9 protein-coding genes are annotated in these 13,713 nt (G+C 40.9%); all 9 read left to right on the top strand.

Going from position 1 to position 13,713, the window contains the following annotated elements; all coding sequences use genetic code 11:
• Positions 1-98: 98 nt before the first annotated feature.
• The 9 genes from rpoB to rplC all read left to right on the top strand — a co-directional run bounded on the left by rpoB (position 99) and on the right by rplC (position 13,699).
• Positions 99-3,659: a DNA-directed RNA polymerase subunit beta gene (gene rpoB, locus CZ487_RS00915; protein ID WP_077210467.1), complete on the top strand. Its 3,561-nt coding sequence runs from the start codon at positions 99-101 to the stop codon at positions 3,657-3,659.
• A 131-nt stretch (positions 3,660-3,790) separates the two neighbouring features.
• On the top strand, positions 3,791-7,390 hold the full coding sequence (rpoC, locus tag CZ487_RS00920) for a DNA-directed RNA polymerase subunit beta' (protein ID WP_077210468.1): 3,600 nt from the start codon (positions 3,791-3,793) through the stop codon (positions 7,388-7,390).
• Positions 7,391-7,562: 172 nt separating this feature from the next.
• Complete coding sequence (locus CZ487_RS00925) at positions 7,563-7,811, top strand: 50S ribosomal protein L7ae-like protein (protein ID WP_077210469.1); 249 nt, start codon at positions 7,563-7,565, stop codon at positions 7,809-7,811.
• Positions 7,812-7,914: 103 nt separating this feature from the next.
• Positions 7,915-8,337 (top strand): 30S ribosomal protein S12, encoded by a 423-nt coding sequence (gene rpsL / locus CZ487_RS00930; protein ID WP_077210470.1) that lies wholly within the window; start codon positions 7,915-7,917, stop codon positions 8,335-8,337.
• Between the two features lie 40 nt (positions 8,338-8,377).
• Positions 8,378-8,848 (top strand): 30S ribosomal protein S7, encoded by a 471-nt coding sequence (gene rpsG / locus CZ487_RS00935; RefSeq protein ID WP_077210471.1) that lies wholly within the window; start codon positions 8,378-8,380, stop codon positions 8,846-8,848.
• Positions 8,849-8,899: 51 nt separating this feature from the next.
• Positions 8,900-10,978 (top strand): elongation factor G, encoded by a 2,079-nt coding sequence (fusA, locus tag CZ487_RS00940; protein WP_077210472.1) that lies wholly within the window; start codon positions 8,900-8,902, stop codon positions 10,976-10,978.
• 120 nt (positions 10,979-11,098) lie between these two features.
• Entirely contained in the window at positions 11,099-12,286 is a 1,188-nt protein-coding gene (gene tuf, locus CZ487_RS00945; protein ID WP_077210473.1) for an elongation factor Tu, read from the top strand.
• A gap of 440 nt (positions 12,287-12,726) precedes the next feature.
• Positions 12,727-13,035 carry a 30S ribosomal protein S10 gene (gene rpsJ, locus CZ487_RS00955; protein WP_009336571.1) on the top strand — a complete coding sequence of 103 codons (309 nt, stop codon included), beginning with the start codon at positions 12,727-12,729 and terminating at the stop codon, positions 13,033-13,035.
• A 37-nt stretch (positions 13,036-13,072) separates the two neighbouring features.
• On the top strand, positions 13,073-13,699 hold the full coding sequence (gene rplC, locus CZ487_RS00960; RefSeq protein WP_077210475.1) for a 50S ribosomal protein L3: 627 nt from the start codon (positions 13,073-13,075) through the stop codon (positions 13,697-13,699).
• The last annotated feature ends 14 nt before the right edge of the window (positions 13,700-13,713 follow it).

Consider the following 13,713-nt stretch of genomic DNA (forward strand, 5'->3'; position numbering starts at 1 on the left):
AAGCCGGCTTGAGCTGTGCCTTTCGGGGTTGTCGAAGGTGCGTTTCCGCTTTTCTGATAATAGATGCACTATAACGCTTGATTTGAGGGGTGAATCAGTTGACAGGTCAACTAGTTCAGTATGGACGACACCGCCAACGTAGAAGTTACGCACGAATCAGTGAAGTATTGGAATTACCAAATTTAATTGAAATCCAAACCTCTTCTTATCAATGGTTTCTTGATGAGGGTTTACGTGAGATGTTCCAGGATATTTCACCGATTGAGGACTTCACTGGTAATTTGTCGCTTGAATTTATTGATTACAGTCTTGGCGATCCAAAGTATTCCGTTGAGGAATCAAAAGAACGAGATGTTACATATTCTGCACCATTACGTGTCAAAGTGCGTCTTGTTAACAAAGAAACAGGCGAAGTAAAAGATCAGGATGTCTTTATGGGTGACTTCCCGCTTATGACAGAAACTGGTACATTCGTCATTAACGGCGCAGAACGCGTTATTGTCTCTCAGCTTGTCCGTTCACCTAGTGTGTATTATAGCGGTAAGCTTGATAAAAATGGAAAGAGAGGCTTTACTGCAACAGTTATCCCGAATCGCGGGGCTTGGCTGGAGTATGAAACCGACGCTAAGGATGTTGTGTACGTTAGAATCGATCGTACAAGGAAACTGCCTGTTACGGTTCTTTTGCGTGCCCTTGGATTCGGTTCAGACCAAGAAATTCTAGATCTAGTCGGTGATAACGAGTATCTTCGTAACACTTTAGAAAAAGACAACACAGAGGGTACAGATAAAGCATTACTGGAGATTTATGAACGTCTTCGCCCAGGAGAACCACCTACAGTAGATAATGCTAAAAGCTTATTGGTATCTCGTTTCTTTGATCCAAAACGCTATGATTTAGCTAATGTAGGCCGCTATAAAATAAATAAGAAGCTTCATATTAAAAATAGACTTTTTAATCAGCGTCTTGCTGAAACGCTGGTTGATCCAGAAACTGGTGAAATCATTGCGGAAAAAGGTGTTTTACTTGACCGTCGGACGTTAGACCGTATTATTCCTAACTTAGAGAAGGATATTGGGTTCAAGAAATTTAGTCCGGTTGGAGGGGTTGTTGAGGAAGAGGTTCTGACACAATCCATTAAAATTTATGCTCCAAATGAAGATGGAGAAAAAGTCATCAATGTTATTGGAAATGCTTATGTGGAAGAAGCAGTTAAGAACATTTCTCCAGCAGATATCATTGCTTCTATCAGCTATTTCTTTAACTTGTTGCATGGCGTGGGAGATACCGATGATATCGACCACTTAGGTAACCGTCGTCTGCGTTCTGTAGGTGAATTGCTCCAAAACCAATTCAGAATTGGTTTATCAAGAATGGAACGTGTTGTTCGTGAGAGAATGTCTATTCAAGATACGAATACGATTACACCACAGCAGCTGATTAATATTCGACCGGTTATTGCCTCTATTAAAGAGTTCTTTGGAAGCTCTCAGCTTTCTCAGTTCATGGATCAGACGAACCCATTGGCAGAATTAACTCACAAGCGACGTTTATCTGCACTTGGACCGGGTGGTTTAACTCGTGAACGTGCAGGTTTCGAAGTGCGTGACGTTCACTATTCCCACTATGGACGTATGTGCCCAATTGAGACACCTGAGGGACCGAACATTGGTTTGATTAACTCCCTGTCATCATTTGCGAAAGTAAATCGATTTGGATTTATCGAAACACCATATCGTCGTGTTGACCCTGAAACGGGTAAAGTGACAAATCATATTGATTACTTAACAGCAGATGAAGAAGATAATTATGTAGTAGCCCAAGCGAATGCCCGCTTAGATGAAGATGGTTCATTTATTGATGAAGATATCGTTTCTCGTTTCCGCGGAGAAAACACTGTTATGCACCGTGATCGTATCGACTATATGGATGTATCACCTAAGCAGGTTGTATCGGCAGCGACAGCATGTATCCCATTCTTAGAGAATGATGACTCAAACCGTGCGCTGATGGGTGCGAACATGCAACGTCAAGCTGTTCCTCTTATGCAGCCGGAGGCACCAAGAGTTGGTACAGGTATGGAGTATGTTTCAGGGAAAGACTCTGGAGCCGCTGTTATCTGCAAACATGAAGGAATTGTGGAACATGTTGAAGCTCGTGAAATCTGGGTTCGCCGCATAACAAACGTCGATGGCCAAGAAGTTAAAGGTGACCTAGATAAATATAGATTGTTAAAATTTGTTCGTTCTAACCAAGGTACTTGCTATAACCAGCGTCCGATAGTAGCTGTAGGAAATCATGTGACTAAAGGTGAAATACTTGCTGATGGTCCTTCGATGGAACTTGGTGAATTAGCTCTAGGGCGTAATGTGCTGGTAGCATTTATGACTTGGGATGGTTATAACTATGAAGATGCCATCATCATGAGTGAAAGACTGGTAAAAGATGATGTATACACGTCTATTCATATTGAAGAATATGAATCAGAATCTCGTGATACGAAATTAGGACCTGAAGAAATTACACGAGATATTCCTAATGTCGGGGAAGATGCGCTTAGAAATCTTGACGAACGTGGAATTATCCGTATTGGTGCAGAAGTAAAAGATGGTGATCTGCTTGTTGGTAAAGTGACACCTAAGGGTGTAACGGAACTTACCGCAGAAGAACGTTTGCTTCATGCAATCTTTGGAGAAAAAGCACGCGAAGTTCGTGATACTTCTCTACGTGTACCGCATGGCGGCGGTGGAATTGTCCATGATGTAAAAGTCTTCAATCGTGAAGACGGAGATGAACTGCCTCCAGGTGTAAATCAGCTTGTTCGTGTGTACATTGTACAGAAGCGTAAGATACATGAAGGCGATAAGATGGCGGGGCGCCATGGTAACAAAGGGGTTATCTCTAGAATTTTACCAGAAGAGGATATGCCTTATCTGCCAGACGGAACGCCAGTTGATATCATGTTAAACCCATTAGGGGTTCCTTCTCGTATGAACATCGGGCAGGTGTTGGAGCTTCATTTAGGAATGGCTGCAAGACAGCTTGGAATTCATGTTGCTTCACCGGTATTCGATGGTGCAACGGAGGATGATGTTTGGTCAACGATTGAAGAAGCTGGAATGGCTCGTGATGCGAAAACTGTATTATATGACGGCCGCACTGGGGAACCGTTTGATAATCGTGTCTCTGTCGGTGTTATGTACATGATCAAGCTTGCTCACATGGTTGACGATAAGCTTCATGCACGTTCTACTGGACCATACTCTCTAGTTACACAGCAGCCACTTGGCGGTAAAGCTCAGTTTGGCGGTCAGCGTTTTGGAGAAATGGAAGTATGGGCACTTGAAGCATACGGTGCAGCATATACGCTTCAAGAAATTCTAACGGTTAAATCGGATGACGTTGTTGGCCGTGTTAAAACATATGAAGCGATTGTGAAAGGTGAAAATGTTCCAGAACCTGGTGTGCCGGAATCGTTCAGGGTATTAATGAAAGAACTTCAAAGCTTAGGGATGGATGTTAAAATCCTTTCCGGAGACGAAAAGGAAATTGAAATGCGTGATTTAGAAGATGAGGACGAAGTCCAACAGGCTGAATCACTAACAGTTGCTCCTGAAACACAAGAAGCTGAGTCAGAAACAGTTGGATCTAAAGAATAATTAATACACAAATTGTAATATTCATGTATCCTCTCAGGAAGAAGCGTACAGCTTAGCTTGAGAGGATAACTTGCTGAATTTTAGATTAGCAATAAGGGTAAAACCTGTAGATCAAAAGGGAGGTAGGCCCCTTGCTGGATGTCAATAATTTTGAGTATATGAAAATAGGTCTTGCTTCGCCCGATAAGATTCGTTCATGGTCTTTTGGAGAAGTAAAGAAACCCGAAACGATTAACTATCGTACATTAAAGCCAGAAAAAGACGGTTTATTTTGTGAACGTATCTTTGGACCACAAAAAGACTGGGAATGTCACTGCGGAAAATACAAACGAGTACGTTATAAAGGTGTTGTATGTGACCGTTGTGGGGTTGAAGTTACAAGAGCAAAGGTACGCCGTGAAAGAATGGGGCATATTGAACTAGCCGCTCCTGTTTCTCATATTTGGTATTTTAAAGGAATCCCAAGCAGAATGGGATTAATTCTTGATATGTCTCCGCGTGCGCTCGAAGAAGTAATTTATTTTGCATCCTATGTAGTAACAGAGCCTGGAGATACTACGCTTGAAAAGAAGCAGCTTTTATCCGAAAAAGAATATCGCGCATACCGTGATAAGTTCGGTAATAAATTTCAAGCATCGATGGGTGCTGAATCAATCAAAAAGCTTCTCTCCGATATCGACCTCGACAAAGAAGTTGATATTTTAAAAGAAGAGTTAAAGACAGCTCAAGGACAACGTCGTACTAGAGCAATTAAAAGGCTGGAAGTATTAGAGGCATTCCGTAATTCTGGGAATGAGCCTTCTTGGATGATTCTAGATGTACTTCCTGTAATTCCTCCTGAACTGCGTCCGATGGTTCAATTAGACGGAGGCCGTTTTGCGACGTCTGACCTAAACGACCTGTACCGTCGTGTTATTAATAGAAACAATCGCTTAAAACGTTTACTAGATCTAGGCGCTCCAAGCATCATTGTTCAGAATGAAAAGCGCATGCTTCAAGAAGCAGTAGACGCACTAATTGATAATGGCCGTCGTGGCCGTCCAGTAACAGGACCGGGTAACCGTCCATTAAAATCCCTTTCTCATATGCTAAAAGGGAAGCAAGGCCGCTTCCGTCAAAACTTGCTTGGTAAGCGTGTTGATTACTCTGGACGTTCAGTTATCGTAGTTGGACCGAACTTGAAGATGTATCAATGTGGATTACCAAAAGAAATGGCAATTGAGTTATTTAAGCCATTTGTCATGAAGGAACTTGTTGAAAAGGGCTTAGCTCATAATATTAAATCTGCAAAACGTAAAATTGAAAGATTGCAGCCAGAAGTCTGGGATGTTTTAGAAGAAGTTATTAAGGAGCACCCAGTTCTGTTAAACCGTGCCCCTACATTGCATAGATTAGGTATTCAAGCATTTGAACCAACTCTTGTAGAAGGTCGTGCTATCCGTCTGCACCCACTTGTATGTACTGCATACAATGCGGACTTTGATGGAGACCAGATGGCAGTTCACGTACCGCTTTCAGCAGAAGCTCAAGCAGAAGCTAGACTATTGATGCTGGCTGCACAGAACATTCTTAATCCTAAAGACGGGAAACCAGTAGTAACTCCTTCACAGGATATGGTTTTAGGAAACTATTATCTAACATTAGAACGTGAAGGTGCCGTAGGAGAAGGAATGATCTTTAAGGATACGAATGAAGCATTGCTCGCATACCAAAATGGTTATGTGCATTTGCATACTCGTGTTGCTGTGCATGCTGGTTCATTAAAAAATCAAACATTCACTGAAGAACAGAACAATATGATGCTGATCACAACTGTTGGTAAACTTATCTTTAATGAGATCTTACCAGAGTCTTTCCCGTATATTAACGAACCGACAAAAGGAAACCTAGAAGAAGAAACTCCTAGTAAGTATTTTGTTGAAAAAGGCGCGGATGTTAGAGAAATCATTAAAGGGATGCCGCTTGTTGATCCGTTTAAGAAGAAAATACTTGGAAATATTATTGCTGAAGTATTCAAGAAGTTCAAAATTACTGAAACATCAAAAATGCTTGACCGTATGAAAAACCTAGGATTCAGACACTCAACAAAAGCTGGTATTACCGTTGGTGTTGCTGACATCGTGGTATTAAAGGAAAAGCAGGAAATTATTGATGAAGCCCAAAGCAAAGTCGATAACGTGATGAAGCAGTTCAGACGTGGTTTGATTACTGAAGACGAACGTTATGACCGCGTCATTTCGATCTGGAGTGCAGCGAAGGATAATATCCAAGCTAAACTAATGAAGTCTTTAGATAAAACAAACCCAATCTTCATGATGAGTGATTCTGGAGCTCGTGGTAACGCATCTAACTTTACACAGTTAGCTGGTATGCGTGGATTGATGGCCAACCCGGCTGGACGTATCATTGAATTACCGATCATTTCGAGTTTCCGTGAAGGATTAACGGTGTTAGAATACTTTATTTCAACACACGGTGCTCGTAAAGGTCTAGCAGATACAGCACTAAAAACAGCTGACTCAGGTTATCTGACTCGCCGTCTTGTTGACGTTGCTCAGGATGTAATTGTTCGTGATGATGACTGTGGTACTGATCGTGGCTTGTTAATAAGTGCTCTTAAGGATGGTACTGAAGTTATTGAACCATTGGAAGAACGATTAATTGGCCGATATGCAAGAAAAGCGATCAAACATCCAGAAACGAACGAAGTGATTGTTCCTGAAAACGGATTGATTACTGAAGACTTAGCTGTTGAAGTAATAGAAGCGAATATTGAAGAAGTTTGGATTCGTTCTGCGTTTACGTGTAACACACGTCATGGTGTATGTAAGAAGTGTTATGGCCGTAACTTAGCAACTGGCCAGGAAGTTGAAGTGGGTGAAGCAGTTGGAATCATCGCTGCACAATCCATTGGAGAACCTGGTACTCAGTTAACAATGCGTACATTCCATACTGGTGGGGTTGCCGGAGACGATATTACACAAGGTTTACCTCGTATCCAAGAAATTTTTGAAGCACGTAATCCTAAGGGGCAAGCTGTAATCTCTGAGTTAGAAGGGGTTGTCGTCGGCATTAATGAAGGTCGAGACAGACAACACGAAATCATCGTACAAGGTGAACTTGAATCCCGTACTTATACTGCTCCATACACAGCGCGTTTGAAAGTAGCTGTGAATGATAGAGTAGAACGCGGGCAAGAGCTAACAGAAGGTTCAATTGATCCGAAGGAATTAATAAAAGTAAAAGATGTAAATGCAGTACAAGAGTATTTACTTAAAGAAGTACAAAAGGTTTATCGTATGCAAGGGGTTGAAATTGGAGATAAGCACGTTGAAGTTATGGTACGACAAATGCTTCGTAAAATCCGTGTCATCGACGCTGGGGAAACGGATGTTCTGCCAGGATCACTGCTTGATATCCACCAATTCACTGATGCAAACGAAAGAGCCTTGTTAGAAGGAAAATTACCAGCAACTGGACGTCCGGTATTGCTTGGTATTACAAAGGCATCTCTTGAAACGGATCCATTCCTATCAGCAGCGTCATTCCAAGAAACAACAAGAGTTCTTACAGATGCTGCTATAAAAGGTAAACGTGATGAGTTGCTAGGATTAAAAGAAAATGTTATTATAGGTAAGTTGGTTCCTGCAGGAACAGGTATGCAGCGCTATCGCAAAGCAGAACCAGTCATTACTGCGGAAGAACCAGAAGACACAGTAATTGTAGAGTAATCGTTAACTGGTGCGGTGCATGTTACAAGACATGTGCCGCATTTTAAAGAATTATTTGTGAGACTGCAAAATTAGTTTTGTAAAAAAATAATTTCTAGTGTTGACATTACTTTTCTAAGATGCTAATATAGCAAAGGTGCTCCTATTACCTGATACTTTGGAGGATGTATTCATGTCTTATGAAAAAGTAGCTCAGGCGAAAAACATCACGATAGGAACAAAGCAGACGGTTAAGGCGATAAAAAATGGGATAGCTAAGGAAGTGCTTATAGCGTCTGATGCTGATCGATATTTGACAGCTAAAGTTATAAGTGCTGCTGAAGAGTTGAAAATCCCAATTATATATGTAGACTCGATGAAGATGCTTGGAAAAGCATGCGGCATTGATGTTTCAGCTTCAACCGTGGCAATAACCATTTAAAAACTGTCCTTGTAGCACATATACTACAATGACTTTGTTTTTTGCTTCAAAATGAACCACCTGGATGTGTGGGCTTAAACAAAAACGAAGGGAGGAAACATAAATGCCTACTATTAATCAATTAGTGCGCAAGCCTCGTAAATCAAAAGAGGAAAAGTCAAAATCACCTGCGCTAAACAAAGGTTATAACAGCTTCAAGAAAGCACAAACTAATTTATCTTCACCACAAAAACGCGGTGTTTGTACTCGTGTTGGTACAATGACTCCGAAGAAGCCGAACTCAGCGTTACGTAAATATGCACGTGTTCGTTTAACAAACGGAATTGAGGTAACTGCATATATCCCTGGTATCGGTCACAACCTACAAGAGCACAGCGTTGTATTAATCCGTGGAGGTCGTGTAAAAGACTTACCAGGGGTACGTTATCACATCGTCCGTGGTGCGTTAGATACAGCTGGCGTAAACAACCGTATGCAAGGTCGTTCTAAGTACGGTACTAAGAAACCTAAAGCAGCAAAAAAATAATTAACTAGAAAATAATTACCTTTTGAAAGGAGGAAAAAAAATGCCACGTAAAGGACCTGTAGCAAAAAGAGATGTATTACCTGATCCAATGTACAACTCAAAGCTAATCACTCGTTTAATCAACAAGATGATGGTTGATGGTAAAAGAGGAAAATCGCAAGCTATTCTATACTCAGCATTTGATATTATTCGTGAACGTACGGGTAAAGAACCAATGGAAGTGTTCGATGCAGCACTAAAAAACATCATGCCTGTACTTGAAGTAAAAGCACGTCGTGTAGGGGGTTCTAACTACCAAGTACCAGTTGAGGTACGCCCTGATCGTCGTACAACACTTGGACTGCGTTGGTTAGTTAATTACTCACGCCTTCGCGGAGAAAAGACAATGGAAGAGCGTTTAGCTAACGAAATCCTTGATGCAGCAAACAACACTGGTGCATCAGTTAAGAAGCGTGAAGATACACATAAAATGGCAGAAGCAAATAAAGCATTTGCTCATTACCGTTGGTAAGATACTCCTTAAAATAAAAAATACTCTTACATTAGGAAGGAGAAAAACTGAATGGCTAGAGAGTTCTCCTTAGAAAATACTCGCAATATCGGCATCATGGCACACATTGACGCTGGTAAAACAACAACAACAGAACGCGTTCTCTATTACACTGGTCGTATTCATAAGATTGGTGAAACTCATGAAGGTGCATCTCAAATGGACTGGATGGAGCAAGAACAAGAACGTGGAATCACAATCACATCTGCTGCAACAACAGCACAATGGAAAGGTCACCGTGTTAATATCATCGATACACCAGGACACGTAGACTTCACAGTTGAAGTTGAACGTTCACTACGTGTATTGGATGGTGCTGTAGCTGTACTTGATGCTCAATCAGGTGTTGAACCGCAAACTGAAACAGTTTGGCGTCAAGCTACAACTTACGGTGTACCACGTGTTGTTTTTGTAAACAAGATGGATAAACTAGGTGCAGATTTCCTTTATTCATTAGGAACTCTACATGATCGTCTTCAAGCTAATGCGGTAGCAATCCAGTTACCAATTGGTGCAGAAGATCAGTTCGAAGGAATTATTGACCTTGTTGAAATGAAAGCTACTTTCTACGGCAATGACCTTGGAACAGACATGGAAGATCGTGAAATTCCTGAAGAATATATGGATCAAGCTGAAGAATATCGTGAAAAATTAATCGAGGCGTTATCTGAACTTGATGAAGCTTTAATGGAGAAGTATCTTGGTGGGGAAGAAATCACTGTAGATGAAATTAAAGCGGCTATTCGTAAAGGGACTGTTAACGTTGAGTTATACCCAGTAATCTGCGGTTCTGCATTTAAGAACAAAGGTGTTCAAAAAATGCTGGATGCAGTCATTGACTACCTACCATCTCCATTAGATGTACCAGCAATTAAAGGTACTATTCCTGATAGTGAAGAGGTTGTTGAACGTCATGCAAGTGATGAAGAACCATTCGCAGCGTTAGCGTTCAAAGTTATGACAGACCCTTATGTTGGTAAGTTAACATTCTTCCGTGTGTACTCTGGTACATTGAGCTCAGGTTCATATGTACAAAACTCAACAAAAGGCAAGCGTGAACGTGTAGGACGTATCCTGCAAATGCACGCTAACAGCCGTGAAGAGATTTCAGTAGTACACTCAGGTGATATCGCAGCTGCTGTTGGTTTGAAAGATACAACAACTGGTGATACTCTATGTGAAGAGAAAAATCTTGTTATCCTAGAGTCTATGGAATTCCCAGAGCCAGTTATCCAGTTATCAATTGAACCTAAATCAAAAGCTGACCAAGATAAGATGACTACTGCTCTACAAAAATTACAAGAGGAAGATCCAACTTTCCGTGCGCATACTGACCAAGAAACAGGTCAAGTTATCATCGCTGGAATGGGTGAACTCCACTTAGATATTTTAGTAGACCGTATGAAGCGTGAATTTAAAGTTGAAGCTAACGTTGGTGCTCCTCAGGTTGCATACCGTGAAACATTCCGTAATTCTGCGCAAGTAGAAGGTAAGTTTGCACGTCAATCTGGTGGACGCGGACAGTACGGACACGTTTGGATTGAATTCTCACCAAACGAAGAAGGAAAAGGCTTTGAGTTCGAAAACGGAATTGTCGGTGGGGTTGTTCCTCGTGAATACATTCCTGCAGTACAAGCTGGTCTTGAAGATGCTCTTGAAAGAGGAGTACTTGCTGGATATCCTATCGTTGATATTAAGGCAAGACTATATGATGGTTCTTACCATGATGTTGACTCATCTGAAATGGCGTTTAAGATTGCTGCGTCTATGGCTCTTAAAAACGCAGCTTCAAAATGTAACCCAGTAATTCTTGAACCTGTTATGAGAGTGGAAGTTATCATTCCAGAAGAATACATGGGAGATATCATGGGTAACATTACTTCTCGTCGTGGTCGTGTAGAAGGTATGGATGCACGTGGTAACGCACAGGTTGTACGTGCAATGGTACCACTATCTGAAATGTTCGGATATGCAACCACTCTACGTTCATCAACACAAGGTCGTGGTGTATTCTCTATGCACTTTGATCATTACGAAGAAGTACCAAAATCAATTTCAGAAGAAATCATCAAGAAAAATAAAGGTGAATAATTGATTTTCACCTGCATATAAAGTATAACTTAATTTAGGCAAGTTGCTGTGAGAAGGGTCGCCCCTTTCTCCAGCTTAAAAAATACTTAATATTTATTTATTGAAGGAGGATTTTTCCTAATGGCAAAAGCTAAATTTGACCGTTCAAAACCACACGTAAATATCGGAACAATCGGACACGTTGACCATGGTAAAACTACTTTAACAGCTGCTATCACAACTGTACTTGCAAAAGCAGGTGGCGGTGAAGCTCGCGGTTATGATATGATCGATAACGCTCCAGAAGAAAAAGAGCGTGGAATCACAATCAACACTTCTCACGTTGAATATGAAACAGCAAACCGTCACTATGCACACGTTGACTGCCCAGGACATGCTGACTATGTTAAGAACATGATTACTGGTGCTGCTCAAATGGACGGCGGTATCCTTGTAGTATCTGCTGCTGACGGCCCAATGCCACAAACTCGTGAGCACATCCTATTATCTCGTCAGGTAGGTGTTCCTTACCTAGTAGTATTCATGAACAAGTGTGATATGGTTGATGACGAAGAACTACTAGAATTAGTTGAAATGGAAGTACGTGACCTATTATCAGAATATGATTTCCCAGGTGACGATATTCCTGTAGTTAAAGGTTCAGCTCTTAAAGCATTAGAAGGCGAAGCTGAATGGGAAGAAAAAATCATTGAACTAATGGCTGCTGTTGATGAGTATATCCCATCTCCAGAACGTGATACTGATAAGCCATTCATGATGCCTGTTGAGGATGTATTCTCAATCACTGGCCGTGGAACAGTTGCAACTGGCCGTGTTGAACGTGGACAAGTTAAAGTTGGTGACGTAGTTGATATCATCGGTCTTGCTGAAGAGCCAAAATCTACTACTGTAACAGGTGTTGAAATGTTCCGTAAGCTTCTTGACTATGCTGAAGCTGGTGATAACATTGGTGCACTTCTTCGTGGTGTTGCTCGTGAAGATATCCAACGTGGACAAGTACTTGCAAAGCCAGGTTCAATCACTCCACACACAAAGTTCAAGGCTGAAGTTTATGTTCTATCTAAAGAAGAAGGTGGACGTCATACTCCATTCTTCTCAAACTACCGTCCTCAGTTCTACTTCCGTACAACTGATGTAACTGGTATCTGTAATCTTCCTGAAGGTGTAGAAATGGTTATGCCTGGAGATAATATTGAAATGACAGTGGAACTTATCGCTCCAATCGCTATCGAAGAAGGAACTAAATTCTCAATCCGTGAGGGTGGACGTACTGTAGGCGCTGGCGTTGTTGCTACAATCCAAGAATAATTTTAAATAAGAGAAAGCAGATGGATGACGATCCATCTGCTTTTTTGTTTAAAATATTCTTTTATAAATTGTTGCTTTGTATTTAAAAGTGTTATTGAACTTTGTATCTTCCATTTGGGGATATATAAATGAAGAACAGATAATCTCTTTACTTAGAAATCAAATGAAAACTCTTTCTAATATATAAATAGTTAGACTTTTTAAGTTAGACTTGAAAACATGACGCGCAGCCTATATAATAGTAAAAGTGTTCAGGACATAAAACATTTTAAATTAAATGTTGCATTTGATTTGTGTTTTATGTATAATAGACAATGTTGGTCTTTGACTGCGATGATGTGGAAGGTTGCTGACACACCCGGCCGCTTTGCCATGGCGAGTGTGTGGGAAATTTTCACGGAGAATGTCTATTTTAAAATAGGCGAAAAGGAGGGAAAATAATGGCAAAACAAAAAATTCGTATCCGTTTAAAAGCATATGATCACAGAATTCTCGATCAATCTGCTGAGAAGATTGTTGAAACTGCAAAACGTTCAGGTGCAGCTGTATCAGGTCCGATTCCGCTGCCAACTGAAAAGTCAATTTACACAATCCTTCGTGCGGTTCATAAGTACAAAGATTCTCGTGAGCAATTTGAGATGCGTACTCATAAGCGTCTAATCGACATCGTGAATCCAACACCACAAACTGTTGATTCATTAATGCGTTTAGATTTACCATCTGGTGTAGATATTGAAATTAAACTTTAATGAATAAATATGAAAACTTACAGGAGGTGTGACTATAATGACCAAAGGAATCTTAGGAAGAAAAATCGGTATGACTCAAGTATTTGCTGAAAATGGTGACCTTATCCCGGTTACTGTTATCGAAGCAGTTCCGAACGTAGTTCTTCAAAAGAAATCAGTTGAAACAGATGGTTATGTATCTGTGCAGCTTGGATTTGAAGATAAGCGTGAAAAGCTATCTAACAAACCTGAAAAAGGCCATACTGCAAAAGCGAATACTGCTCCTAAGCGCTTCGTTCGTGAATTCCGCGGAGAAGGATTAGGTGAGTTAGAAGTTGGTCAGGAAGTCAAAGTAGATATTTTCGCCGAAGGCGATACAGTTGATGTAACAGGAATTTCAAAAGGTAAAGGATTCCAAGGTGCAATCAAGCGCCACGGACAATCCCGCGGACCAATGGCACACGGTTCTCGTTACCACCGTCGCCCAGGTTCAATGGGTCCTGTTGCTCCAAACCGCGTATTCAAAGGTAAATTACTACCTGGACGCATGGGCGGAGAGCAAATCACTGTTCAAAACCTTGAAATTGTAAAAGTAGATACAGAACGCAATCTACTATTAATTAAAGGTAATGTTCCAGGAGCTAGAAAAGCTCTAATCAAAATTAAAAGTGCGGTTAAAGCGTAATACTTTTATTCGGA

The organism is Robertmurraya dakarensis, from assembly GCF_900156875.1.
Taxonomy (GTDB): Bacteria; Bacillota; Bacilli; order Bacillales; family Cytobacillaceae; genus Robertmurraya; species Robertmurraya dakarensis.

Excerpts from the sequence above, each read along its gene's own strand:
- CZ487_RS00925 (WP_077210469.1), top strand. The coding sequence starts at position 7,563 with ATGTCTTATGAAAAAGTAGCTCAGGCGAAAAACATCACGATAGGAACA.
- rpsL (WP_077210470.1), top strand. The coding sequence starts at position 7,915 with ATGCCTACTATTAATCAATTAGTGCGCAAGCCTCGTAAATCAAAAGAG.
- rpsG (WP_077210471.1), top strand. The coding sequence starts at position 8,378 with ATGCCACGTAAAGGACCTGTAGCAAAAAGAGATGTATTACCTGATCCA.
- fusA (WP_077210472.1), top strand. The coding sequence starts at position 8,900 with ATGGCTAGAGAGTTCTCCTTAGAAAATACTCGCAATATCGGCATCATG.
- tuf (WP_077210473.1), top strand. The coding sequence starts at position 11,099 with ATGGCAAAAGCTAAATTTGACCGTTCAAAACCACACGTAAATATCGGA.
- rpsJ (WP_009336571.1), top strand. The coding sequence starts at position 12,727 with ATGGCAAAACAAAAAATTCGTATCCGTTTAAAAGCATATGATCACAGA.
- rplC (WP_077210475.1), top strand. The coding sequence starts at position 13,073 with ATGACCAAAGGAATCTTAGGAAGAAAAATCGGTATGACTCAAGTATTT.